This window comes from Brevundimonas sp. UBA5936 (assembly GCA_002430835.1).
Classification (GTDB): domain Bacteria; phylum Pseudomonadota; class Alphaproteobacteria; order Caulobacterales; family Caulobacteraceae; genus Brevundimonas.
The window spans coordinates 507-24,205 of the sequence record DJDA01000128.1; the positions used below are offsets into that span (position 1 = coordinate 507).

At 67.2% G+C, this 23,699-nt stretch carries 22 protein-coding genes; 14 read left to right on the forward strand and 8 right to left on the reverse strand.

Annotation, left to right across the window (positions count from 1 at the left end; all coding sequences use genetic code 11):
* From B2Y21_RS13240 to B2Y21_RS13255, 4 genes are all read right to left on the reverse strand, one after another.
* A partial coding sequence (locus B2Y21_RS13240) for a CheR family methyltransferase (protein WP_292060319.1) occupies positions 1–663 on the reverse strand: 663 nt, incomplete at its 3' end.
* A gap of 7 nt (positions 664–670) precedes the next feature.
* A complete protein-coding gene (locus B2Y21_RS13245) occupies positions 671–4,051 on the reverse strand; it encodes a response regulator (protein WP_292060341.1) in 3,381 nt (1,126 codons plus the stop codon).
* Between the two features lie 253 nt (positions 4,052–4,304).
* On the reverse strand, positions 4,305–5,480 hold the full coding sequence (locus B2Y21_RS13250; RefSeq protein ID WP_292060320.1) for a zinc-dependent alcohol dehydrogenase: 1,176 nt from the start codon (positions 5,478–5,480) through the stop codon (positions 4,305–4,307).
* A 21-nt stretch (positions 5,481–5,501) separates the two neighbouring features.
* Positions 5,502–6,071 (reverse strand): SRPBCC family protein, encoded by a 570-nt coding sequence (locus B2Y21_RS13255; protein ID WP_292060321.1) that lies wholly within the window; start codon positions 6,069–6,071, stop codon positions 5,502–5,504.
* Between the two features lie 140 nt (positions 6,072–6,211).
* Between B2Y21_RS13255 and B2Y21_RS13260 the strand changes: the two genes are divergently transcribed.
* From B2Y21_RS13260 to B2Y21_RS13280, 5 genes are all read left to right on the forward strand, one after another.
* Positions 6,212–6,730 carry a ferritin-like domain-containing protein gene (locus B2Y21_RS13260; protein WP_200165238.1) on the forward strand — a complete coding sequence of 173 codons (519 nt, stop codon included), beginning with the start codon at positions 6,212–6,214 and terminating at the stop codon, positions 6,728–6,730.
* 23 nt (positions 6,731–6,753) lie between these two features.
* Positions 6,754–7,665, forward strand: coding sequence for a manganese catalase family protein (locus B2Y21_RS13265; protein WP_253107989.1), 912 nt, complete (start codon positions 6,754–6,756; stop codon positions 7,663–7,665).
* A 156-nt stretch (positions 7,666–7,821) separates the two neighbouring features.
* Positions 7,822–9,090: an NAD(P)/FAD-dependent oxidoreductase gene (locus tag B2Y21_RS13270; protein WP_292060322.1), complete on the forward strand. Its 1,269-nt coding sequence runs from the start codon at positions 7,822–7,824 to the stop codon at positions 9,088–9,090.
* Positions 9,091–9,180: 90 nt separating this feature from the next.
* On the forward strand, positions 9,181–10,059 hold the full coding sequence (locus B2Y21_RS13275) for an SDR family oxidoreductase (RefSeq protein WP_292060323.1): 879 nt from the start codon (positions 9,181–9,183) through the stop codon (positions 10,057–10,059).
* Positions 10,056–11,036 carry a DMT family transporter gene (locus B2Y21_RS13280; RefSeq protein WP_292060324.1) on the forward strand — a complete coding sequence of 327 codons (981 nt, stop codon included), beginning with the start codon at positions 10,056–10,058 and terminating at the stop codon, positions 11,034–11,036. Before B2Y21_RS13275 ends, B2Y21_RS13280 begins: the two co-directional genes overlap by 4 nt.
* Here the strand turns inward: B2Y21_RS13280 and B2Y21_RS13285 are convergent.
* Complete coding sequence (locus B2Y21_RS13285) at positions 10,990–13,050, reverse strand: glycoside hydrolase family 65 protein (RefSeq protein ID WP_292060325.1); 2,061 nt, start codon at positions 13,048–13,050, stop codon at positions 10,990–10,992. The two genes, B2Y21_RS13280 and B2Y21_RS13285, sit on opposite strands and share 47 nt — an antisense overlap.
* A 5-nt stretch (positions 13,051–13,055) precedes the next feature.
* Entirely contained in the window at positions 13,056–13,274 is a 219-nt protein-coding gene (locus B2Y21_RS13290; RefSeq protein WP_200165233.1) for a hypothetical protein, read from the reverse strand.
* Positions 13,275–13,457: 183 nt separating this feature from the next.
* Here B2Y21_RS13290 and B2Y21_RS15955 point away from each other — a divergent pair, with 183 nt between their 5' ends.
* From B2Y21_RS15955 to B2Y21_RS13330, 7 genes are all read left to right on the forward strand, one after another.
* Positions 13,458–13,778 (forward strand): general stress protein, encoded by a 321-nt coding sequence (locus tag B2Y21_RS15955; protein WP_414632858.1) that lies wholly within the window; start codon positions 13,458–13,460, stop codon positions 13,776–13,778.
* 333 nt (positions 13,779–14,111) lie between these two features.
* The gene (locus tag B2Y21_RS13305) at positions 14,112–14,666 is read left to right on the forward strand and encodes a Crp/Fnr family transcriptional regulator (RefSeq protein ID WP_292060326.1); all 555 of its coding nucleotides are present in this window, start codon (positions 14,112–14,114) and stop codon (positions 14,664–14,666) included.
* A 50-nt stretch (positions 14,667–14,716) separates the two neighbouring features.
* Entirely contained in the window at positions 14,717–15,538 is an 822-nt protein-coding gene (locus B2Y21_RS13310) for a TIGR02587 family membrane protein (protein WP_292060327.1), read from the forward strand.
* A 2-nt stretch (positions 15,539–15,540) separates the two neighbouring features.
* Positions 15,541–15,927 carry a hypothetical protein gene (locus tag B2Y21_RS13315; RefSeq protein ID WP_292060328.1) on the forward strand — a complete coding sequence of 129 codons (387 nt, stop codon included), beginning with the start codon at positions 15,541–15,543 and terminating at the stop codon, positions 15,925–15,927.
* Positions 15,928–16,021: 94 nt separating this feature from the next.
* Entirely contained in the window at positions 16,022–16,255 is a 234-nt protein-coding gene (locus B2Y21_RS13320) for a hypothetical protein (protein ID WP_292060329.1), read from the forward strand.
* Between the two features lie 62 nt (positions 16,256–16,317).
* Positions 16,318–17,766: a L,D-transpeptidase family protein gene (locus tag B2Y21_RS13325; protein WP_292060330.1), complete on the forward strand. Its 1,449-nt coding sequence runs from the start codon at positions 16,318–16,320 to the stop codon at positions 17,764–17,766.
* A 74-nt stretch (positions 17,767–17,840) separates the two neighbouring features.
* Positions 17,841–18,236 (forward strand): hypothetical protein, encoded by a 396-nt coding sequence (locus B2Y21_RS13330; RefSeq protein WP_292060331.1) that lies wholly within the window; start codon positions 17,841–17,843, stop codon positions 18,234–18,236.
* 238 nt (positions 18,237–18,474) lie between these two features.
* Here the strand turns inward: B2Y21_RS13330 and B2Y21_RS13335 are convergent, their stop codons facing one another.
* Positions 18,475–18,681, reverse strand: a complete 207-nt coding sequence (locus B2Y21_RS13335) for a hypothetical protein (RefSeq protein WP_253107980.1) — start codon at positions 18,679–18,681, stop codon at positions 18,475–18,477.
* Positions 18,678–19,598 (reverse strand): iron-containing redox enzyme family protein, encoded by a 921-nt coding sequence (locus B2Y21_RS13340; RefSeq protein ID WP_292060332.1) that lies wholly within the window; start codon positions 19,596–19,598, stop codon positions 18,678–18,680. Before B2Y21_RS13340 ends, B2Y21_RS13335 begins: the two co-directional genes overlap by 4 nt.
* A 351-nt stretch (positions 19,599–19,949) precedes the next feature.
* Between B2Y21_RS13340 and cphA the strand changes: the two genes are divergently transcribed.
* Together cphA and B2Y21_RS13350 are read left to right on the forward strand one after the other, a co-directional pair.
* Positions 19,950–22,709, forward strand: coding sequence for a cyanophycin synthetase (cphA, locus tag B2Y21_RS13345; protein ID WP_292060343.1), 2,760 nt, complete (start codon positions 19,950–19,952; stop codon positions 22,707–22,709).
* Entirely contained in the window at positions 22,702–23,508 is an 807-nt protein-coding gene (locus B2Y21_RS13350; protein ID WP_291783640.1) for a cyanophycinase, read from the forward strand. Before cphA ends, B2Y21_RS13350 begins: the two co-directional genes overlap by 8 nt.
* Positions 23,509–23,699 lie beyond the last annotated feature (191 nt).

The following is a 23,699-nucleotide window of genomic DNA, read 5'->3' on the forward strand; positions in this document are numbered from 1 at the left end:
GTCGAAATAGATCATGACGTTGCGGCAGGAGATGAGTTGCATCTCGGCGAAGACGGCGTCCGTGACAAGGCTGTGGTCAGAGAAGACGACATTGGCGCGCAGCGACTTGTCGAAGACCGCCCGACCGTAGTCGGCCGTATAGTAGTCGGACAGGGACGAGCGGCCGCCCGACTTCTGGTGGTTTTCGGTGAATTTGCGAATTCGATCGAGGGGATAGACCCCCGCTTCCGCGGCGCGCAGGGCGTCGGGATTGATGTCGGTGGCGTAGAAAAGCGTGCGGTCGAACAGACCTTCCTCGCGGAACAGAATGGCCATGGAATACAGCTCTTCTCCGGCGCTGCATCCCGCGATCCACACCTTGAGCGAGGGATAGGTGCGCAGATGGGGCAGCACCTGCTCGCGCAGGGCGCGAAAGTAGCCGGGGTCGCGGAACATCTCGCTGACCTGAACCGTCAGGAAGGCGAGCAGACGAGGCAGCATTTCGGGATCGTGCAGGACCCGTTCCTGCAGGGCCGTCAGGCTCGGCATGCCGAAATGGCTGCGCGCCTGAATCAGGCGGCGCTTGATCGACGCCCGTGCGTACTGGCGGAAGTCGTAATGGTAGCGCTGGTACAGAGCCTCCAGCAGCAGACCGATCTCGATATCCTCGATCTCGTTCGTCATGGCGGACTCAGCGGGGCATCCAGACGCGGACCAGGGACAGCAGCTTGTCCACGTCCAGCGGCTTGGCCATGTAGTCGTTCGCCCCGGCCGCCATGCAGCGCTCCTGGTCGTCCGGCATGGCCTTGGCGGTCAGCATCAGCACCGGCAGAGTCTTCCAGCGCGGATCCTTTCTCATTTCACGCGTCGCCGTCAGGCCGTCCATGACCGGCATCATCACGTCCATCAGCACAAGGTCGACAGCCTTCGAAGGATCGGTCGAGGCCTGCTCCAGCGCCTCGAGCGCTTCCCTGCCGTTGCGGGCGATCTCCACCACCGCGCCGCGCGGTTCAAGGACATTGGTCAGGGAGTAGACGTTGCGGACGTCGTCCTCGACGACCAGAATCCGGCGCCCTTCCAGCACGGCGTCGCGATTGCGCGCCTTGCGGATCATCTTCTGCTGCTCGGGCGGAAGCTCGGACACCACCTGATGGAGGAAGAGGGAGACCTCGTCGAGCAGCCGCTCCGGCGACTTGGCGCCCTTGATGATGATGGAGCTCGAATAGCGGCGCAGCTGCTGCTCGTGATCGGGCGACAGATCGCGCCCCGTATAGACGATCACGGGCGGGAAGCCATGGCCGCCCTCGCGGCTGAGGGTCTCCAGCAGGGAGAAGCCCGACGCGTCAGGCAGGGTGAGATCCAGCACCATGCAGTCGAAGGTCTGGGTTCTGAGTTGCTCCAGGCATTCGGCGGCGGTGCCCACGCCTACGGTTTCTACGTCGCCGGAGGCCAGCAGGCGGCTCACCGCGTCGCGCTGGACCAGATCGTCTTCCACGATGAGCACGCGACGCACGGTGCGGGTCAGCGTGTCCTCGAGGGTGCGCAGAACCTCGGCGAGATCCTCGCGCTTCACCGGCTTGACCAGATAGCCGATGGCGCCCAGCGACAGGGCGGTCTGGCTGTGATCCTCGGCCGAGACGACGTGGATGGGGATGTGGCGGGTGTCATCGTCGCGCTTCAGCACGTCGAGAACGGTCAGCCCCGACTGATCGGGCAGGCCCACGTCCAGCACGACCGCGCTGGGACGATGGCGCTTGGCCAGCTTGAGAGCCTCCTGGGCCGTGCCCGCCACGATGCACTGGAAGCCCAGCTCGCGGGACAGGTCGCGGACGATGGCGGCGAAGCGGTCGTCGTCCTCGACAACCAGCAGCAGGCGGCGCGTTCCGGCCAGATGGTCGCGGTCGTCCTCGATGCTCGCAGACACTGACTGACGCCGCTCGGGAGGCGGTTCCGACTGGGGCGAAACATGCGGGGCAGGGGCAGGCGTCTCGCGCGGAGCGACCTGCGCAGCGTCATAGGCGCGCGGCAGGGTCAGAGTGAAGACGCTCCCTTCGCCCACTCGGCTTTCCAGCGTGATCCGTCCGCCGAGCAGGCGCGCCAGTTCGCGCGAGATCGACAGGCCCAGGCCCGTGCCGCCGTATCTGCGGCTAATGGTTCCGTCGGCCTGCTGGAAGGCCTCGAAAACCCCCTTCTGCTGCTCGGGGGATATGCCGATACCGGTATCCGACACGGCGAAGGCGATCCTGTCGCCGGACTGGGCCGATATACCGAGCTTCACACCGCCGCTTTCGGTAAATTTGAAGGCGTTCGACAGCAGGTTCTTGAGGATCTGCTCCAGCCGCTGGCGATCCGTCTCCATCAGATCGGCTCCAGCGTCCAGCTCGATCTCGAAGACCAGACCGCGGTCGTCCGCCACCGGCTGGAAGAGTTGCCGGACGTCCTCGGTCAACCGTTGCATCGACACCGCCTCGGGACGCGCCTGAATGTGGCCTGCCTCGATCTTGGACAGGTCGAGGATGTCGTTGATCAGGGCCAGGAGATCATTGCCTGACGACTGAATCGTGCGGGCGTAGTTGACCTGCTCCTCCGACAGCGTTCCCTCTGGGTTGTCGGCCAGGAGCTTGGACAGGATCAGCAGGGAGTTGAGCGGGGTCCGCAGCTCATGGGACATATTGGCCAGGAAGTCGGACTTATACTGGCTGGCCTGCTCCAGTTCGCGCGCCTTCAGCGTTAGGGCCGAGGCGCCGCGCTCCAGATCGTCGCGCTGGGTTTCCAGCAACTGGGCCTGCTCCTCCAGTTGGCTATTGGTCTGCTCCAGCTCCGCCTGCTGCTGCTCCAGGCGCGCCTGGGATTCCTTCAGCGCCCGACCCTGTTCCTCCAGCTCTTCGTTGGAGACGCGCAACTCCTCGCTCTGAACCTGGAGCTCCTCGGCCTGGCGCTGGGTTTCCTCCAGCATGTTCTGCAGCTGGGCGCGGTAGCGGGCCGAGCGCAAGGCTGTGCCGATGGCGGGCCCGGTTTCTTCCAGCAGGGCCATAAGCCGTTCGTCCGGCGTGTGCAGAAAGCCGAGTTCCAGAACCGCATTGACCGCGCCGTCCGCCCGGGCGGGGGCGATCACCAGGTGCCTCGGCTTGTCGCGGCCGAGGGCCGAACCGATCGTCAGATAGCCCTCAGGCACGTCGGACAGCGTCAGAACCTGTCCTTCCGCAGCCACCTGCCCGAGCAGCCCCTCGCGCGGGCCGAAGCGTTCAGCGACGGGCGCGTCCGACGGGACGCCGAGCGCGGCGATGCGCCGATAAAAGCCGCCTTCGCCTTTGAACAGGGCGGCCGCCTGGACGCCGGCGTACCGTCCCAGATAGGCGAGAATGCTGTCTCCCAGCTGTTCCAGCGACTGATCGCCCATCATGGCGACGCCGAGGCCCACCTGGCCTTCATGCAGCCATTCCTGGCGTGCGCGCGCCCTGGCGCTGCGACGGACCAGCATGAAGACCGCGATCGTCAGGACGGCTCCGAGCACGCCCGAAAGCACGCCGCTAATCAGCGCCGTGCGATAGGCGGCGTTCATTTCCGTCAGTCGCTGCTGACGCACGCTCTGCTCTTCCTGACGCATGAGGGCGACCTGGGCCCGGATCGCGTCCATCTCCTGCTTGCCCTGATCCGTGGCCATCCGCGCAAGCGCGGCCTGCATGCCCTCGGCGCGGCGCGCCTGTAGGGCCGCGTCCAGCTCGGCCAGTTTGGCGTCGAGGCGAGCGCGCAGCTGATTCAGGTGACCTTGTTGGACAGGGTTGTCGCGGGTGAGCTCCGCGATATCGCCCAGCCGTCGGTTGAGATCCCGGGTCGCCGTCTCATAGGGCTGCAGATAGGAGACGTTGCCCGTCAGCAGATAGCCGCGCTGGCCCGTCTCGGCGTCCTGAGCGGCGGACAACAGTTCATCAACCGCGACGATCACCTCGTGCGTATGGATGATCTGCTGGTTGTTGGCGCGCAGAACTTCGACATTCCTCCAGGCGACAAGCCCGGTGGCGAGGAAGAAGGAAAGAACCAGGGCCAACCCCAGAACCGCCCAGGCCTCCATCTTCGAGCCCGCAGACGGACGACGTGACGATTTCATCAAGTTGTGAACCCTGGACGAGGAGCGAGAGCGCCCTGCCTAAGGACGCGTGCAGACCTTGCAATAACCTATGCTGGATTCGCCGCACAGACTTGCTGATGAACGATGCGGCTGATCGCCCCGTGGCCTCGCTGCGGCTCTCACGAGAAAGGCGCGGCCAGCTCCAGAATCTAACGAAGCGGCGGAAAAGCCCGGCGTCGCAGCGCCTGCTGCAGCTTCATTCCGGATGAAGCACCACCTTCGTCCATTCGTTCTGGTTCTCTTTGAAGTTGCGGTAGGCCTCGGGGGCCTGCTCGAGCGGCAGGCGGTGGCTGATCAGATCAGTGGTGTCGATGCGGCCGTCCAGGATCATCTCGAGCAGGGCGGGGAGGTAGCGCTGGACATGTGTCTGGCCGGTTTTGAGGGTCAGGCCTTTCTGCATGAAGGCGCCGACCGGCACCTTGTCCGCGAAGCCGCCGTAGACGCCAGGCACCGACACCGTGCCGCCCTTGCGCACCGCCATGATGGTTTCGCGCAACACGTGGGCGCGGTCTGTCCCCATGCGGGTCGAGGTCTTTACGGCGTCGACGATGTTGTCGGGCGAGAAGCCGTGGCTTTCCATGCCCACTGCGTCGATGCAGCTGTCGGGCCCGAGGCCCGCCGTCATTTCCTGGAGCGCCTCGCGCACCCTGACCTCGTGGTAGTTGAGGACCTCGGCGCCGTTGGCCTTGGCCAGGGCCAGGCGGTTGGGATGGTGATCGATGGCGATGACGCGGCCAGCGCCCTGAAGGAAGGCGCATTTGATCGCGAACAGACCCACCGGCCCGCAGCCCCAAACGGCGACGGTGTCGCCGCGCTCGATCTGGCAGTTCTCGGCGGCCATCCAGCCCGTGGGGAAGATGTCGGACAGAAAGAGCACCTTCTCGTCCTCGACGCCGTCCGGGATCTTGATCGGCCCGTAGTCGGAATAGGGCACCCGCGCGTACTCGGCCTGTCCTCCGGCGTAGCCGCCGGTCAGGTGCGAATAGCCGAAGGCGCCGGTCATCACCTGGCCGAAGGCGATCTCCGATGCGTCGGCCTTATCCGCCGGATTGGAATTGTCGCAGGCGGCGGGAAGGGACTTCTGGCAGAAGAAACATTGGCCGCAGGCGATGACGAAGGGCACCACGACCCGGTCCCCCTTCTTCAGGCTGGTGTTGCCGCGCCCGACGTCCACGACTTCGCCCATGAATTCATGGCCGAGGATGTCGCCGTTCGACATTCCGGGGATGTAGCTATCGTACAGATGCAGATCCGAGCCGCAGATGGCCGTGGCCGTGATCCTGATGATGGCGTCGCGAGGGTTGATGATCTCCGGGTCGGGAACCGTGTCCATCTGGACGTTATGCTTGCCGTGCCAGGTGAGGGCGCGCATGGGCGATCCTTTCTGCTGCGATCAGAGGCGGCGGGAGCCGCGCGGCGCTGCATCCGGCGCCTTTGAGGTCGAAATCTCGCCCGTCTCCATGAGCTGCTTGAAGCGCCGCAGTTCGCGCCGCGCCTGCAGACGCGGCTCGCGCTGCATGACCTTGGCGATCGCCTTGCCCACGGCCCCGCCGGGCGGATCGTAGCTGATGAAGAGCCGCACCTCCGTGCCGCGCCCGAAAGGATGGTCCCGGAACTCGATCCAACCCTCATGGTCGACGTCGGAGCCTTCGGTCGAGGTCCAGGCGATGCGACGGTCCGCCAAGTCCTCTGTGATCACGGAGGTCAACGCGACGTCCTTTCCGCCCGGTCCTTCGACGACCCATCGGGAATGCGTCGCGTCCAGAACTTCGACAGACTTCACCGTCTCCGAGAAGACGAGCAGGTTCAAAAGATCGCGCCAATAGTTGTAGAGGGCCGATCGGGGCCGTCGGATCAGCATGGCGCGCAAGGTGTCGGCCGCGTGGCGCCCTTCGTGAAGGTCGCTGTCGCGGAAGGCCGAGGAATCCACATCGGCGTCAGTCGAAATCGGACGATCGGTCATGTCTGGCTCCGGTGCGTGAAGAGCCAATGGACCGACAGCGGGTTCGTTGCAGAGGTCGATGAAGTGACGGGTATCCGACAGCCGGACCCCTCATCCGCTCCGCCGGTTTGCCAGAGACCCGCAAACCGAAGGAGATCGACATGATCAACAACGACGACGTCTGGCGCGACGTGTTCGTGACTGGCCTGAAGAACGCCCATGCCGTGGAGCATCAGGCCCTGGCCTTGATGGATCGGCAGATCGACCGCGCCAGAAATTTCATGGAGGTGGCGGAGAAGCTGAAGGCGCACCGGCTTGAAACCGAGCAGCAGATTTCGCGGCTTGAGCAGATTCTCTCGGGCCTGGACGAGAGTCCGTCAGGTCTGAAGGACGCCGCCATGTCCATGAGCGGCAACATGGCAGCCCTGGGTCACACCTTCGCCGAGGACGAAATTCTCAAGAACGCCTTCGCCAACTTCGCCTTCGAGAACTATGAGGTCGCGGCCTACAAGGGACTGATCGTCCTGGCCGAGCACGGCGGCTACTCTGTCGCCCTGGATCCGCTGAACGCCTCGCTGGATGAAGAAGCGCGCATGGCGGCCTGGGTGGACCAGAGCCTGCCGGCCCTCACCGAGAAATTCCTGATGCTGAAGCGCGCGGGCGAGAACCCCAGCCGCTGATCGCTGTCGCAAGGAGACGCGAGATGTTCATGCACAACAAGAAGCTGATGTACACGGTGCGGGTTTCAGAACCCAATCCGGCCCTGGCGACCCTGATGCTGGAGCAGTTCGGCGGGCCGCAGGGCGAACTGGCGGCGGCGATGCGCTACTTTACGCAGGGTCTGGCGGACGAGGACGTCGCCCGCCGCGACATGCTGATGGACATCGCGACCGAGGAGCTCAGCCACCTCGAGATCATCGGTTCGATCGTCGCCATGCTGAACCGCGGCGCCAAGGGGCGCCTGGCCGAGGCGGCGGAGGAGGAGGCCGACCTCTACGCCAGCATGACCTCGGGGGGCGAAAGTCACACCACGTCCATCCTCTATGGAGGCGGCGCGGCCCTGATCAATTCGGCGGGCGTGCCCTGGACGGCGGCCTATGTGGACTCGATCGGGGATCCGGCCTGCGACCTACGCTCCAACATCGCGGCGGAGTCGCGGGCGAAGATCGTCTATGAGCGGCTGATCAACGTCACCGACGACCCGGGAATCAAGGACGCCCTGACCTTTCTGATGACGCGTGAGGTCGCCCACCAGAAGTCGTTCGAGAAGGCCCTCTACGCCATCCCCGCCAACTTCCCGCCGGGCAAGCTGCCGGGCCATCCGGACTTCGCGGACAAATACTACAACATGTCCCAGGGCGAGGGCGACGCATCCGGACCGTGGAACACGGGCGAGCAGTGGGACACCGTCGACGAGCGCGAAGCTCAAATGGCTGTCGACGGCGGGGACGGCCGCGCCGAGGTGGCGCTTTCGGCCGACGAAGAAAAGGCGGTGGAGACATTCGCCGCTCGCACGCGTTCCGATCCCGAATCCGATCCGTTGACCGGCGCGGACCTCGGGGCCGGCCCAGGCGCGGGGCGAACTCGGCCGGTCCCATCCGTTCCGCCGGGCTAGGGAGCGGTCGTTTCACATCAAGAAGGGGAGGCGGGGGTTGCGGACGGACGATGCGAAACATCGTCGCATTCGCGGAGCGGCCGGCGCGTCAGGCGTCGGCCGTATCCATATCCGCATTGAGGCTCGGGTTCGGCCTTTGCCACGCGAGGAGAAAACATGCGCCACGAAATCATCATCGTCGGCGGAGGCGCGGGCGGCCTGGAGCTCGCCGCCCGGCTGGGGCGCGCGTTGGGCCGCAATGAAGGTCCGCGACGCGTGCTGCTGATCGACCGGACCATCTTTCACCTGTGGAAGCCCTCCCTGCACGAGGTTGCCGCCGGCTCGCTTGATTCGCATCAGGAAGGCCTGGCGTATCCGCTGCTGGCCCGGCGCAATCACTTCAGTTTCGCCTTCGGAGACCTGGAGGGACTGGACGTTGCTGAAAAGAGCCTAAGCCTGGCCGAAGTGCGGGACGACGACGGCCGGGTTCTGATTCCGCCGCGAACGCTGGCCTATGACCGGTTGGTGCTGGCGATGGGCAGCGGCTCCAATCTGTTCAATACGCCGGGGGCCGCCGAGCACGCCCACCTGCTGGAGGACGTGGCGGACGCCGAAGCCTTCAACCGGCGCCTGACCGGCGCCTTCCTGGCCTCGGCCTATGCGCCCGGCCAAAGGCTGGACATCGCCATCGTCGGAGCGGGCGCCACGGGGGTCGAGCTGTCGACCGAGTTGATCGAAGGCCACCGGGCCCTTTCAGCCGGTCTGGGGGCCCATCAGAAGTTCGATCTGGGGGTGACAGTGGTCGAGGCGGGGCCGCGCATCCTCGGCGGTCTGCCCGAAACCGTGGCCGCCAAGGCGGCGCAGGAACTGGAGCGCCGGGGCGTGACCCTCGCCGTGGACGCCAGGGTTGAGCAGGTTGCGGCGGACGGACTGCAGACCAGCCGGGGCTGGATTCGATCGGATCTGACCGTATGGGCGGCGGGCGTTCTGGCGTCGCCCCGCAATCGCGATTTCGGACTTGAGACCGGGCGTCTCAATCAGTTCTTGACGGACGATCGTCTGAGGACGTCCGCCCCGGACGTCTACGCCATGGGAGACTGCGCCCAGACTCCGCATGGCGCCGGCTTCGTCCCGGCACGCGCTCAGGCGGCGGCCCAGCAGGCCAAGTATCTGGCTCGCGCGCTGCTTAAGGGAGGCGATCCAGACCCATATGTCTATCGCGACCGCGGCTCCTTAGTGTCCCTGGGCCGCGAAGGCGGCGTGGGGGCGCTGATGGGCGGTCTGGTCGGGCCGAACTTCCTGATCGAGGGCTGGCTGGCGCGGCAGGCCTATATGAGCCTTCACCTTGACCACTATCGTGCGGTGATCGGCCTGCGGCGCACGGCGCTTCTGGCCCTGTCCCGCCTGCTGATGCGCCGCGTGTCCGGGCGGCTCAAGCTGCACTGAGGGAGCCCGGATGAAAGTCTGAATCCAGACGCTCCGGAACGGCGTCCGGGGACGGCGATTGCAGGGAGGCGGCAAGGGAGGCCGCCCCCAATGAATCCTCACGATCCGACGCGCGCCCCGCCTCCCGCCTCGCCGCCGCGATTTCAGGGCCGGGTCGCAGTGGTCACCGGCGGCGCGCGCGGCATAGGACGCGCCATCGCCCTGGCTCTGGCGCGCGAGGGCTGCGATCTCGTCATCGGCGATGTTCTGGAAGGCCTGCCCGACGGAACTCCCTATCCCAAGGCGACCCAGGCGGACCTGGACCAGACGGTCGCGGCGGCCGACGCCAGCGGCGTGCGCTGCATCGGCCTGCGCATGGATGTGCGCGAGACGAGCGAAGGCGAGGCTCTGATCGAGGCGGCGCGAGCCTCTTTCGGACGGCTGGATTTCCTGATCGCGAACGCGGCCGTGACCCTGGAAGGACGGCTGACGGACCTGGCGCCCGATCAGTTCGACGCCGTGGTGCGGACCAATCTGCACGGCGTCTTCAACGTAATGGCGCCGGCCCTGCGCCTGATGACTGAAGCCGGGCGCGGCCGCGTCGTCGCCATCGGCAGCGGCGCGGGCAAGCATGCGGAGGCGGAGGCGGGACCCTACGTCGCCTCGAAATTCGGCCTGATCGGCCTGTGCAAGACGGCGGCGCTGGAGGTCGCCGAACACGGAGTGACGGTCAATGCGGTCCTGCCGGGGCCGACGGATACCCCCATGATGTCGAGCCCTCAGCGGTTTCGTCAGGCGGTTCCCGACAAGCCCGACCCGACCCGCGACGACTATCTGGAGGCCCGTAAGGACGCCACCCCCATGGGCCTGGCTTGGATCAAGCCCGAGGACGTGGCCGCCGTCGTCCTGTTCCTGCTCAGTGATGAGGCGCGTTTCGTCAGCGGCGAAACCATCAGCGTCGACGCCGCCGACTGCGCCAACTGGACATGAGCGGCCGTCCCGTCGCCGCCTGGCCTGGACCCGACGGCGAGGCCCCGCCGGTTCTCGTCGGCGTGACTCCGGCCGCCGCGTCGGGCCTGACCATACTGATGGTGGTCGGGGCCGTCGGGCTTTTCGCCCTGGCGGACGTTTTCGCCAAGCTGCTGACCCACGACACGCCCTCGGCCCAGGTCGTCTGGGTGCGCCATGTCGCCATGCTGGCCCTGGGACTGGCCGTCGCCTCAGATCGCGGCCGGGCGGCGTGGCGCGTACGGCGGCCGCTCTTGCAGGGACTGCGGGGTCTGGCGGTGCTGGCGTCCGGCGGACTGTTCATCCTGGGACTCGGCCATTTGCCGCTGCCGGAGGCGACGGCTGTCTCCTTCGTGACCCCGACCTTCGCCACCCTGATGGCCATTCTCCTCCTTCGCGAAGCCGTGGCGAGACGGCGCTGGACGGCCTTGCTGGTCGGTCTGGCCGGGATTCTGATTCTGTTGCGGCCCGGCGGCGCGCTGTTCAGCCCGGCGGCGCTTTTTCCGCTCGGATCCGCCTTCTTCGGCGCGACCGCCATTATCCTGACGCGTCGCATCGGCGGCGAGGACGCGCCGGCTGCGACCCTGCTCTGTTCCGCTCTCGTCGGCTTTGTCCTGCTCAGCGCGACGGCGCCGCTGTGGTTTGCCCCGATGGCCCCGGTCGCCCTGGCGGCGGCTGCCGCGATGGGCTTGTGCTACGCAGTCGGCCAGCTTCTGTTGATCGCCGCCTATGGGCGCGGCGAGGCCTCCCTGCTGGCGCCCTTCTCCTACGCCCAGGTGATCTTCGCCGCCTTGCTGGGCGCGCTCGTCTTCGGCTGGACGCCGGACGGGCCGGCAGCCCTGGGCATGGGGTTGGTGGCAGCGAGCGGGGTCTACATCCTGCATCGCGAAGGGGTGCTGGCCCGGCTTCGCTTCAAAGGAATGTCAGTTCGGCGCGCTCGGCGCCGTGCCGCGCAGTAAGGCGTGCGGGGCGCCCGCGGACCCACAGCCGTTCGATCCTGATTTCCCTCCAGCCTTCCGGGAGAACGACAGGGCGCCGCGCCCAGGCTTCGGGCGGCCCGTCGTCGATCTGCAAGCCCGTCAGGCCATAGGTCAGGCCCATCAACAGCCCGCCCAGATTGGCGAAGAAAGGGCCCGCCGCCGTGCCTTCGGCCTGATCCAACCGATACTCGAGACATTGGTGGAAACGGGGCTGATCGTAGGCGGCGTAGCCTTCCTCGAACAGCTTGAGCGCCAGCTTCCGGTCGCCCGCCATCGTCGCCCAGACGCAGTAGAGGGCCGGCAGCATGGGCGCGCCCACATAATCGGGCCAGAGCTTCAGGTAGAAATCCAGCGTCCTGCGTCTCTGGGCGGCGGAGGCGGGATAGTCATAGGGAAACAGACCCGCCAGCGGCGAAGGCGTCGCCCCCTTGGGTTCGCGAACGGTGAAGTCGTCGTGCGCGGCGATCACCCCGTCCGATCGAACGGGCAGATAGAGGTTCGCCGCCACCTCGCCCCATGCGGCCGGGGCCGGCTCGCCCAGGCGCTCGGCGGCGCGCCCCGCGCGTCGAAGGATGTCCGCCCCGGCCATCAGGGTGAAGGCGTCGTTGTCGGGCGGCTGCGGCACCTCGGCCGGTCCCATGGCGCACGGCAGTTCAAAGCCGCGGGACGTCCGCTGGACCCGGCTGACGAACCAGTCGGCCACCCCGCTCAACACCGGCCAGGCGTCCTCTCTCAGGAAGCGCTCGTCCCCGGTCGCGTCGGCGTACAGCGAAAAGGCCCGCGCCACGTGGAGGGAGACATGATCCTCGTGCTGGGCGGCGTCGCCGGCGCCCGGCGCGGCTTCCTGCCCGGTCGTCGGCGCGGCCTGCCAGGGGAACTGCAGGCCCCGGCGGCTGGACAGGCGGGCGTTGGTCCCCGCCGCCGCCCGGCCCCGCGTGCGAAAGGACAGCAGCGCCTGCGCGGCGTCGGGCTGCATCAGCAGGAGAGGCGGCAGGCAGAAGGCGTCCACGTCCCACATCACATGGCCGTAGTAGTAGTGATAGTCGTGCCAGGTCGCGAGGCCGAAGATGGAGGTCGACGACGGCGAGGCCGGGTGCGCCGAGGCGTTGAGATAGTAGAAGGCGGCGTCGATCAGCGCCTGATGATGCGGGGCGGCGCCGGCCACGACGATGCGGCCGCGCCACAGATCCGACCACGCCTCGCGATTGCAGCGTCGCAGGTCATCGAAGCCGGTGCGCCCGGCTCGCGCCACGCGCCGCACGGCTTCCTCGTCAGGCCGTTCATGCTGAACCGACGGGATGAGGGCGGCGAGCTGGCGGAAACGTACGGGACGCCCCGCTGACAGACGCAACTGATGTTCGGTGCACAGCGGCCCTTGCGGATGCGCCATCACCTGACGTCGGGCGCCGTCCGGGCCTTCGGTCAGCAGGGCGACGCCGCAGCGACCCAGGCCGCCTTCGGTCTCCCATAACAGGCTGCCGTCGCACGCGGGCTCGGGCTCGCCGGGCGTGTCCGTACGTCGCCGAAGCATCCGCCCATGCACGCCGTCGACATCGACCAGGGCGCGGAAGGTCAGGTCGCAGGCCGCGTCGGCGGTCAGTCGGACTTCCTGGGCCACGGCGGCGGGCGCCGTGCGGCTGGCGAAGGTCAGCACCTCGACCGAGAGCGTCCGTTCCGCGGCGGTGAAGCGGAACTGCGAGGACAACTCGCCAGAGGCGAAATCATAGCTCTGGCGCAGGTCGCTGATCGCCCAGGGCTGATCGCTCATCCAGACGCCGTTCAGCGCCAGATCGCCCGCCAGGGGATAGGGCGCGGCGGCGGCGGCCTCGATCTGGCGTTCCGGATGCTCGCCCGCCAGGCCGCTGACCAGCACTATGCCGGCGATCAGGGGAACCTCTCGCACGCGAAGGCCGATCAGGCCATTGCTGACATAGGCGGGCAGGTCGCCGTCGCGCGGACCTTCGGCCACGGGCGGGGTGATGACGTCAGGCACGGCGCTCAGGCGCCGCCGTGCGGCTTCGCGCCGGAAGGGCGTGCGGTCGGCGTCTTCTTGAAGGTGTCGCCGATCTCGCGCGCGTCAGGGCCGTCCGGACCTGCGCGACGGCGGGATTCGCGTCCGACCCGACGCACGGCCTCATCTGGCGTGTCGGCGTCGGGCTTGCCGCCGGGGATGGCGGCGTTTCGCTCTCGACCCTCGGACTGCTTCTGTTGGCCCATCGGACTCTCCCGTCATGGCTTTGCACTGAGGAGAGGACGGGGCCTGAAATTGTTCCCGTCGGCGACGGGGCGAGCGCCTTCTGTCGGGTGACGGTCAATGGCAGGCGAAGGGTGAACCCTGCGAAGGAGGGTGGGTTGGAAGGGAGCCCCTCGGGGCGATCAGTGAAAACAAGGGAGTGAACAATGGCTGAGAACCAGCAACAGGGTCAGCAACAGCAAGGCTCGTCGTCGTCCAATCGCGGCTTCGCCGCCATGGACGAGGACAAACAGCGCGAGATCGCCAGCAAGGGCGGGTCCAGCGTCGATCCGGAAGATCGCAGCTTCTCCAAGGACCATGAACTGGCGGCGGAAGCGGGTCGGAAGGGCGGGCAGGCCACGCATGGAGGGGGAGGTGCCTCCGCCTCGCGTCGGGGCGACGACAGCGACGGTTCGGGGCGCGGCGGCAATTTCGCCGACGATCCCGAACGCGCTGCGGAGGCGGGACGAAAGGGCGGGGAACGCTGATCCCTTTTGCCCGGGTGTAAAGGAGGCCGCTGCGGCGGCCTCCTTTTTCACATCTGGAGGAACTGTGCCGGATGTGGGGGCTTACGATGGTTGGAACGCGTTCGTTCGTCGCTGTTGGCTAAGCGCCAACGCCCCTGACTGGATCAAATCATGACTGGATTTCACGCCGATGTCGGGGGCGGGCGCTCGTCCGCGCGCGCCAGGACGAGGCTGGAGGACCATCCCGTCTACGTGGTCCTGCCGCCGAAGGTTCAGGCTGTCCTGACAGAAACCGCGCGGCGCCTTCCGCTGGGTGCGGGAGAGTCTCCCCCAGGCGACGCCCTCTATTTCGTTTTGAACGGCGCCCTGGGCTTCTTTCCGTCCGGGCGGCGAATTTGCGTGGGCGTGATCCCTCCCGGCGGCGTTCTGGGCTGGGAGGCCGCCATCGGCGCGACCCTCCATGCTCATGAAACGCGAGCCGTCCTGCCGACCGAGGGCTATGTCGCGCCGTTGAAGCCAGTCCACGCCGTGTTGAAGGACGCCTGGATTCACCAGTTTCTCGCCGCCTATGCCGCGTCGCGCGCGCGCGCGCTCGGCGTCGAGGCCGCCTGCAACGCCCGGCATACGGCACTGCAGCGCCTGGCGAAATGGATCGCGCGTCTCAACAACGCCGCCGGGGAGGAGAGGGGGATTTCAATCACCCAGGGCGAACTGGCGAACCTGCTCGGCCTGCAGCGCACCAGCGTCAACGCAGCGTGCCGCCATCTGCAGGACTGGGGCGCCGTCCGGATTCGTCGCGCGCGACTGGTCGTCGTCGATCGGGACGCGCTTTCGGAAGCGGCCTGCGATTGCGACGCCGGACAGGCGGACGGCGCTTTGGAACGGCGCCTTCGCAACCGGTCGAACTGAGGAGCCGCAGCCATGCTGGAGCCGAAACCGGACGGCGGCGTTGCTTGGGCATGACCACGATCCAGGACACCGCGCGGGCGGACGACAGCGGCTATATCCGCGATCTGGGCCGAGCCTTCGGCGGCGCGCTGCTGTTCAGCCTGCCCCTGCTGATGACGATGGAGATGTGGGCGCTCGGCTTCGCTGCGGAGCCGGAGCGGCGTCTCGTCTTTCTGCTGGCGGCGCTGCCGGTGCTGTTCGGGTTGGCGCATTACGCCGGGTTTTCGGCTCGCCGGGGTCTGGTCAACAATGCGCTGGACACCCTGGTCGCCCTGGCCGTGGGTTTCGTCACCGCCGCTGCGCTTCTGCTGGTCTTCAATGTGCTGGATCTGAGTTCGCCGGCGTCCGCCGTGGGGCAGATGTCCCTGCAGGCGGTGCCCGCCGCGCTGGGCGCTCTGGCGGCGCGACGCCAGTTGTCGGGCGATCCGGACGAGGGAGACGAGGATGAGGCCTCCTATCCGGGCGAGTTGTTCCTGATGCTGGCCGGGGCCCTCTACTTCGCCATGAACCTGGCTCCGACCGAGGAGATGCGGCTGATCGCCTATATGACCACGCCGCTGGGCGCGTTGGGCGTGCTCGTTCTGTCGGTGATCCTGCTGCACCTGATCGTCTTCGAGGCGGGTTTCGCTGGGCAGGAAGAGGCGGAAACGCCGGTTCGGGCCTTCTTCGACTTCACCCTGCCGGGCTACGCCCTGTGCCTGCTGGCCAGCCTCGCCATGCTGTGGGTGTTCGGCGGAGCGGACGGCCATGGGCTCCAGGCGCTCATGGCCAATGTCGTGATCCTGGCCTTTCCGGCGGCGATCGGGGCCGCGGCCGCGCGGCTTCTGGTGTAGCCGTGACGGACAAGGAGAAACAGAAAGCAGGGAAGAAGGGCGTATCGCGGCTGCAGTGCGCCTGCGCCCTGATTGGCCTCGTCATCACGCTCGGGGCGGCGGGCGTGCTGGCGCGAGCGGCCTTCTCGGTTCCGTCGCCGGCGGCGCTGACGATCAGAAGCGAGGCGGTTCGACCTTCGCCCGGCGGATGGGTGGTCGACGTCGTGGTCTCCAACCACGGCGACCTGGCCGCCGCCGCCGTGGATATCGAGGGCCAGGTCGGCGGCGAACGCTCCGGCGCCTCGCTCGACTATGTTCCCGGGCGGGGAGAGAGGAAGGTTAGCCTGGTCTTCTCGCAGGCGGACAAGCCGGATCCGGCCTTGCGCGTGCTGGGCTGGTCGGAGCCGTAACGGCTTGAGACCACGACCGGTCAGAGCGGTCTTGTCTGGAACAGCCCGTCTGACCTTCCGTTGTCGAGCGGGGTGCAATCGACGGAGAAACGACATGAAGAAGATGCTCGCAGCCGGCGCCTTGGGCGTCCTGATCCTTGGCGGCGTAGCGGTGGCCCAGACCACCGGCGCGCAGAATAACCAGCCTGACTCCAGCATGCAGACGCGATCCTCCGACCAGATGTCCAATCAGGATACGGCGACGCCCTATAATCAGAGCTCCACCATGGGGTCGCAGAACGCCATGCAAGACGGTTCGGCCTCGCAATGGGCCGGCGAACGGGGCTGAGCCCTCGCAAGACGCGACCGACTAAACCAGGAGCGGGGCAGGGTGATCGCCGACGAACGGTCTTGGCCGTCGTCGGCGGTTGCCTGTTGTTGGCTCTGTCCAGCCCCGAAGCGTCGCCGCCGAGGCCACCGACCAGCTCTGAGCCTCTGCAGCTTTACGAGCGGACGTGGATCCGCGATGGACGACTCACGTCTGAAGCGGAAACCGCCCTGAAGTTGATGGCGGCGGCGGAAAGGCACGGGCTCCGGTCCGAGCTGTATCTGACCCCTGCGCTTGAAAGTCGCTTGAGTGAAATGGCGGCGCGGCCGAACCAGCGCGCCGCGCTGAAGGCGGAGGAAGCGCTCGCCGAAGCGTTTTTCCGCTTCGCCTCCGATGTTCGCTCCCCAGGCGCCATGGTTCAGGTGGTCGACCCCGCCGCATCGCTCAAACCCCTTACGCCCTCTGAAACTCTGAGCGCGGTCAGGCGAGAGGGGCCCGAACATGTCGTCAGACTGGCGCCAGAATACGAACGTCTGGCAGACACGCTCGAACAATGGCGACGGCGCTGGCGCAACCTCCCTCGACTGCAGTTGCGCGAGGGCCCGGATGTTCGCCCAGGCGCAACCGATAAGCGCATGCCTGCCCTCCGGACGCGGCTGGGCCTCGCGCCAGGCGGCGCATCCGCCATGCTTGACCCCGTATTGGCCTCGCGCCTGGAGGATTTTCAGCGATGGCACGGCCTGGACCAGACCGGAATCCTGAACGGGCCGACGGTCAGGGCGCTCAATCGCGATCCTGAGGAGTATGAGAGGCTGATCCTGACCAATATGGCTCGACTCCGCGCCTTGCCGATAACAGAACCGCGCCGCCGCGTGCAGGTGAATATCGCTTCGGCAGTTCTGACGGCGAGGGAGAACGGCGAGACGGTTCTGACCATGCGCGTGGTCGTCGGACGCAAGGACACGCCCACCCCGATGCTCGCCGGCGCCGTGCGTTATCTCGTGCTCAGTCCTTACTGGAATCTCCCGCAGGATCTGGTTCAGAGCCGGGTCGCGCCGGTGGCGCTCATCCGGGGTGACGCGGCGTTGAAGGCGGGCGGTTTCGAAGCCCTGTCAGACTGGTCTCCGAAGGCACGACGCCTGCGCGCCGATGAGGTCGATTGGAAGGCCGTTGCGGCCGGCGAACGACGCGTGCGTGTGCGGCAGCTGCCGGGCGACCGCAATATGATGGGGGCGGTGAAGTTCATGTTGCCCAACGATCTGGGCATCTATCTTCACGACACGCCGTCGCGCGGTCTCTTCAGCGCCCCCCAGCGCGCTTTCAGCGCCGGCTGCGTCCGGTTGGAGGACGCTCAAGCCTTCGGACGATGGATTGCAGGCCGAAACCTCGCGGATCTGGCTGACGGTTCGGCCGAGCAACGGGTGGACCTGGTCGAGCCGGTGCCTGTCTATCTGCTCTATCTGACGGCGGCGCCTCGGCCGGGCGGCGGGCTGATCCTTGGGCCCGATCCCTATGGCTGGGACGGTCTGTGAGCATGTCGGGAAGCGGACCTTCGCCACCCGTGGCTGTTGGATGCGTATCGGTCAGGTGCAGCAGGAGAAAGACCATGGCGGGACCCGAGGAACGATATGGGCGCGGGAACGAAACGGCGGCTGAGATCGCCAAGGACGACGCCAGCGCAGACGCGGCGGTGCCACGTTGGAACAAAACGGCCGGGAAGGGCGGGGGCGCCATGTCGGACGGCGATCGCGCGACGGCGGCCATGGCCAGTCGGCATGATCGTTTCGCGGGCTCGGCCGTGGGAGTCGGGAGCGTGAGATTCGACGACTACGGCGTCTACACCAGCGCGGACGGGGCCGTCGGGGACGGCGAGGTCGCCGAGCTCCTGATCGACGGTCAGGAAGAAGTCTTTGCCCGCACGGAGGTCGAGCGCGGCCGCATCGAACATCATGCCGGCGAGGACAGCTCACCCGCTCAGGGCGGGTCCCGTAGGGATGGCTAGACCATTCCGCCGTTCAGGTTGCGGCGCATCCCGCCCCCAAGACATCAGGGGCGTGGTCATCCCGTTTCCGCGCCGCACGCGAAGGCGGCCCCATCGGCTTGCCTGGACGGCGGCCTGGCTCGCGGCGGGAGCCGTGGCTTTGTCGGGCGTCTTCATCGCCGGCCAGGACCTTCTGCGCGGCGCCCGCGAGGTCTCTTCCGTCGCGGCCGATGAAGTTCCCGGCCGGAGGTGAGCCAGATCAGGTGGTTCGCGTCGCCGCCGCCGTGGAACGGTCATCGCTTTTCGCGTTCTCGCCGGCCTTGTAGACCTTGATTTCCGGGGAGGAGATGCCGTCGGATCGGCCGTCTGTCCGCGCAGGGGGCGTCACGGTCGGATCGATCGCCGCGGCATCCCCGCCCGGAGGCCGCGCCTTTCCTCTGCTGTCGCGCGACGCCCGAGAACTCATGAGGCTCTCCTCAGCGCAGCGTCCGGGCCCCAGAGCGTCGCGCGATAGGCTTCGAAGCATTTCGCGCCGGCCTGCAGGCGCATGACGGCGCCTTCAGCCAGGGCGCGAAGACAGTCGGGCCTCTCCGCCGCCAGGGGGCGCAAAATCTCCTCATTCCAGGCTTTGGAGTGCTCCACATCGAGGGTGGCGTGCAGGGCGAAATACTTCCGCTCGGCCCCGATCCCCAGCCGCTTCAGGCCCTCGGCGACGTGAGCGGCCCGCCAGGGTGCGGTCAGCTCGACCGCCCCCAGGGCGCCCAGGGCGTGATAGGCGTAGCGTCGAGTCGTCGAGAAGGCCACGAGCGTGTTGCCCAGCGCGAGCGATGGCCAGACGGTGCGCTCAATAGCGGGCCGGAGATCAAGCGCCTGGGCCAGCCGGTCCAGCATGGGCCCGTGCATGCCGCCCTCGCGTCCCCGACCCATCTCATCCCAGTAGTTGCGCGCAAGCTCCAGCTTCGGTCTGATCGGCATCTTCACCTGGGCCATGGCGACCAGGTCGTCGAATCCCGCCTCGCCGGCCACCTCCTGAAGCAGGAACCAGCGCATGTCCTCAAGCGTCGCCGTTTCGGCGAGCCAGGGGAAGAGCGGGTCGTTCTCGCCGGGACCTCGCCCTTGAAGCGCCTCGAACCAGGCGACGAAGTCGGCGGGCTCTGTGGGCATGTCGGCCAGCCAAGGCTGGGCCGCTTCGCGGGCGCGTTCCATGGCCGCGCCCTCCAGAAGACGCATTTCGGCGTCCGCTCGAAGCTCCCTCTCCCAGTCGTCATGGGGCAGGGCGGGGTTGAGGCGGCGATGATTCCATTCGGCCAGGCGGTGGTGGAGCGCGGCCGGCTCGAGGGCGTCGAAGGGGCGGCAGGTCGAGGCGAGGCCCGGGCGGGTCATGATCGGCTCCTGAGTGCTTGGGCTCTCCATACGCGGCGTTTCATCAGGCGGTTCCCGCAGGCGGAAATTGGCGTGATCAGGGGACGCGCGAGACCGGTTCAAGACACAGGAACTGCCGCCGGGAGGGCGGGTTCAAGCAAGCCCCTAACGGAGTAAGGCAGTGGAACACAAAGGTTTTGACTGGATGATCCAGGGCTCTGGATCGACGTGGACTTGGACGATATCTGCGCGAGGCGAGACGCGGCCGGCGCTTCAGGGGACGGCGCCGACGCGCCCTGTAGCGGCGGCCATGGTGATCCGCTGCCTGGTCGCAGGCGTAACCGCCCCCGCAGCTCTGATGGAGATGGCGGCATGACGTCTTCGGACCGTCCCGCGCGAGTTCTGGAGCGCGCCCTCTATCGCGGACCTCATCTCTACAGCGCCACGCCCATGGCCAGGGTCCAGCTCGATCTCGGGCGTTTGGAGAATTGGCCCACGGATCGTCTGGGGGACTTCACATCGTTGCTGCTGACCCTGCTTCCAGGTCTTCGCAACCACGGCTGCTGCTACGGGAAGCCCGGCGGGTTCGTGCGGCGCCTTGAGGCCGGGACCTGGTTTGGACATGTCGTCGAACACGTGGCGCTTGAGTTGCAGACCCTCGCCGGCGCGCCGGTCAGTCGCGGCAAGACGCGCTCGGTGCGCGGACGTCCCGGCGTCTATGACATCCTTTATGCGTACGGCGTGGAGGAAGCGGCCCTCTTGGCGGGCCGCCTCGCGCTGCAGCTTTGCGACGGTCTTCTGCCCATCGAACTCAGCGGCGTCGAAGGCCTGGACCGGATCTGCAGCGACGATACTGCGCCAGGCGTCGAAAAGATCCGCTCCGCGGAAGCGGCCGTCGAGGCCCTGAGGCGCCTCATGGGGCACCACGCCCTGGGACCCTCGACCCAGGCGTTGGTCGACGCCGCGCGTCGCCGAGGCGTCCCGCTCGAACGGATGAACGGGCAGAGCCTGATCCGGCTGGGTTGGGGGGCGCGTCAACGCCTGTTGCGCGCCAGCGTGACAGACCGGACGGGATTGATTGCGGCCGAGCTGGCCGGGGACAAGGCCCAGGCGAAGGCCCTTCTGGCGGCCATCGGTTGTCCGGTGGCCGAAGGTGAAATCGTCTCATCCGCTGAGGCCGCCAAGGCCGCAGCGCGACGCCTCGGCGGACTTGTGGCGGTCAAGCCTTTGGACGCCAATCATGGACGCGGAGTGTCGACCGCCCTGTCGGAGCCGGAGGAGGTCTCCCGGGCCTTTTACGGGGCTGTCGCTCACAGCCGGCGCGTCATCGTGGAACGGCATCTGGAGGGCCGGGACCATCGCGTACTGGTGGTTGGAGGGCGCGTCGTGGCGGTGTCGGAACGTCAGCCGCCCTTTGTCGTCGGCGACGGGCCCAGCACGGTAGAAGAACTGGTCGAAGCGCTGAACAGCGATCCCAGACGCGGCGACGGCCACGAGAAGGTCATGACCCGGGTGCGACTCGACGACCAGGCCGTCCTCGCCAGCCTCCTGCGTCAGGGGCTTTCCATGCGGGACCGTCCGGCGGCCGGTCAGAAGGTCCGCCTGCATCCGGCGGCCAATCTCTCAAGAGGCGGGTCGGCGATTGATCGCACGGACGAAATCCACCCCGAAAATGCGGCTATCGCCCGACGGGCCGCCTTGGCTCTGGGGCTGGACGTCGCTGGCGTCGATATGCTGGCGCCGGATATTCGCCGGTCCGTACGGGAAACCGGTGGAGGCGTGGTCGAGGTCAATGCAGCCCCTGGGCTGCGCATGCACCTGGCGCCGTCGGAAGGAGCGCCGCGCGATGTTGCGGGACCGATCATCGACATGATGTTTCCGCCGGGGGCGCGCGCACGCGTGCCGATTGCGGCCGTCACCGGGACGAACGGCAAGTCAACGGTGGGGCGGATGGTCGCCCATGTGCTGACGGTCCAAGGCCTGACTACGGGCCTCACCAACACCAGCGGCGTCTACATAGGGGGCGAACGGGTCTGGAAGGGAGACGCCAGCGGACCGCGAAGCGCGCGCATGGTGCTGCGCGACCCGACTGTCGAGGCTGCTGTGATGGAGTGCGCCCGCGGGGGCGTCCTTCGCGAAGGTCTCGCCTTCGACCGGTGCGACGTCGGTTGCGTGCTGAATGTTCAGCCCGACCATCTGGGACTTAAGGGGGTCGAGACGCTCGAAGATCTCGCCCGCATCAAGTCTGTGGTGGTCGAAAGCGTGGCGCGTCGGGGCCTGAGCGTGCTCAACGCTGACGACCCCCTGACCATTCGTATGGCCAGGCACGCGGGCGGTCGGCTGTGCTGGTTCAGCATGCGGGGCGGGGCCGAGACGCCAGGCTTCGTGTTGAAGCATATCGCAGAAGGCGGTGCTGCGGTTCTTTACGACGCTGCGACCGACGACATCGAGCTCCACGACAGGGGCGGGACGGACCTGGTGTGCCGCGCGGCCGAAATCCCGGCGACCCTCGAGGGGCGCGCCGCCTTCAATGTCGCCAACGCCCTTGCGGCCGTCGCCGTTTGCCATGGCTTGGGCGTCAAGGCGGATCGGATCGGATCGTCGCTGCGCAGCTTTGCGTCCAGCTTCGAGCAGAACCCAGGCCGCCTGAACATTCATGACGGCCATGGCTTCAGGGTGATCCTGGACTACGCTCATAATCCTGAAGGCCTGCGAGCGCTGGGAAGACTGGTGCAGGCGATGCGGCCCGCGACGGGCCGGATCATCGGCATGGTGAGTATTCCGGGCGATCGGCGCGAGGAGGAAATCCGCGCCATGGGCGAGATAGCGGCCGAGTATTTCGACTCCATCGTATTTCGAGAAACGCCGGACAACCGCGGCCGTCCGGTCGGGGAGGTCAATCGCCTTCTGCGCGAGGGCGCGCTCGGCGCGGGATGCGACCCCTCACGGCTGGATGCCTGCGTGCGAGAAGAGGACGCCGTCGACGCCTGCCTTCAGGCGGGACGGCCGGGGGATCTTGTGGTGCTTACCCCCACGCGCGTGGAGGAGGTCTGGGCGCAAATCCAGGCCTTCAGGCCCCCGGAGGCCGCAGATCGCCCCTCGGAAGTCCTGTTGGAACCGGCTCATGGCTGACGGTGCGCTTATCATCATCGGCGGGCACGAGGACAAGATGGGCGAGCGCCTCATCCTCAAGGAGGTGGCGCGTCGACTGAAGGGAGGCCGACTGGTCGTCTGCACCGTCGCCTCCCATGAGCCGGATGGCTATTTCGACGCCTATCGCAAGGCCTTCAGCGGATTGGGCGTCGACGATCTGGTCGAAATCTACGTCGACGAGCGCGCCGAAAGCTGGGACGCCGACAAGCTCTCCCCCTTCGAGAACGCCGCGGGAGTCTTCTTCACCGGCGGCGACCAGCTCCGCTTATCCAGCCAGATTGGAGACACTCCGATCGAACGGAGCGTCCGGCGTCTGTATGAGAGGGGCGGCCTGATCGCCGGCACCTCGGCCGGCGCCTCCGTCATGAGCGAGACCATGCTTGTGAAGGGACCGGCCGAAGAATCCTATCGCATCGGCGAGCTGCATATGGCGCCGGGACTGGGATTGCTGCGGGACGCCATCATCGACCAGCATTTCGCCGAGCGTGGGCGTTATGGACGTCTGCTCGGCGCCGTGGCGCATAATCCGAGACTGCTGGGCCTTGGCGTAGACGAGGACACCGCCCTGGTGGTCGAAGGACGCCGGATGACTGTTTTGGGCGCCGGAGCGGTCTATGTGGTCGACGGCGAAGCCGCCACTCATTCCAATATTGCGGAAGGCCAGGCTGACGACGCCCTGTCGCTGTTCGACATCCGCATGCATGTGCTGGCTCATGGCGACGGCTTCGACCTGGACGCGCGAAGGCCTGCGGCGGCTGCGCGCGACACGGCCGACTAGCTCCCTGATTGGGCGGCTGGATCCGGTTGATCGACGAGCGTCCCGGGCGCCGCGTTCATGTCACGCCCGCGCGGCGTCAGGAATACGGCAAGCACTACGATAAGAACGAATACGCCTGTGATGATCCAGGCCGCCTTGTTTCGCCGCATGAGCGCTGTTCCTTTTCTTGATCCTTAAGGCCAGCGCCCACG

Excerpts from the sequence above, each read along its gene's own strand:
- B2Y21_RS13245 (WP_292060341.1), bottom strand. The coding sequence starts at position 4,051 with ATGGAGGCCTGGGCGGTTCTGGGGTTGGCCCTGGTTCTTTCCTTCTTC.
- B2Y21_RS13250 (WP_292060320.1), bottom strand. The coding sequence starts at position 5,480 with ATGCGCGCCCTCACCTGGCACGGCAAGCATAACGTCCAGATGGACACG.
- B2Y21_RS13255 (WP_292060321.1), bottom strand. The coding sequence starts at position 6,071 with ATGACCGATCGTCCGATTTCGACTGACGCCGATGTGGATTCCTCGGCC.
- B2Y21_RS13260 (WP_200165238.1), top strand. The coding sequence starts at position 6,212 with ATGATCAACAACGACGACGTCTGGCGCGACGTGTTCGTGACTGGCCTG.
- B2Y21_RS13265 (WP_253107989.1), top strand. The coding sequence starts at position 6,754 with ATGTTCATGCACAACAAGAAGCTGATGTACACGGTGCGGGTTTCAGAA.
- B2Y21_RS13270 (WP_292060322.1), top strand. The coding sequence starts at position 7,822 with ATGCGCCACGAAATCATCATCGTCGGCGGAGGCGCGGGCGGCCTGGAG.
- B2Y21_RS13275 (WP_292060323.1), top strand. The coding sequence starts at position 9,181 with ATGAATCCTCACGATCCGACGCGCGCCCCGCCTCCCGCCTCGCCGCCG.
- B2Y21_RS13280 (WP_292060324.1), top strand. The coding sequence starts at position 10,056 with ATGAGCGGCCGTCCCGTCGCCGCCTGGCCTGGACCCGACGGCGAGGCC.
- B2Y21_RS13290 (WP_200165233.1), bottom strand. The coding sequence starts at position 13,274 with ATGGGCCAACAGAAGCAGTCCGAGGGTCGAGAGCGAAACGCCGCCATC.
- B2Y21_RS15955 (WP_414632858.1), top strand. The coding sequence starts at position 13,458 with ATGGCTGAGAACCAGCAACAGGGTCAGCAACAGCAAGGCTCGTCGTCG.
- B2Y21_RS13310 (WP_292060327.1), top strand. The coding sequence starts at position 14,717 with ATGACCACGATCCAGGACACCGCGCGGGCGGACGACAGCGGCTATATC.
- B2Y21_RS13320 (WP_292060329.1), top strand. The coding sequence starts at position 16,022 with ATGAAGAAGATGCTCGCAGCCGGCGCCTTGGGCGTCCTGATCCTTGGC.
- B2Y21_RS13330 (WP_292060331.1), top strand. The coding sequence starts at position 17,841 with ATGGCGGGACCCGAGGAACGATATGGGCGCGGGAACGAAACGGCGGCT.
- B2Y21_RS13335 (WP_253107980.1), bottom strand. The coding sequence starts at position 18,681 with ATGAGTTCTCGGGCGTCGCGCGACAGCAGAGGAAAGGCGCGGCCTCCG.
- B2Y21_RS13340 (WP_292060332.1), bottom strand. The coding sequence starts at position 19,598 with ATGACCCGCCCGGGCCTCGCCTCGACCTGCCGCCCCTTCGACGCCCTC.
- cphA (WP_292060343.1), top strand. The coding sequence starts at position 19,950 with ATGACGTCTTCGGACCGTCCCGCGCGAGTTCTGGAGCGCGCCCTCTAT.
- B2Y21_RS13350 (WP_291783640.1), top strand. The coding sequence starts at position 22,702 with ATGGCTGACGGTGCGCTTATCATCATCGGCGGGCACGAGGACAAGATG.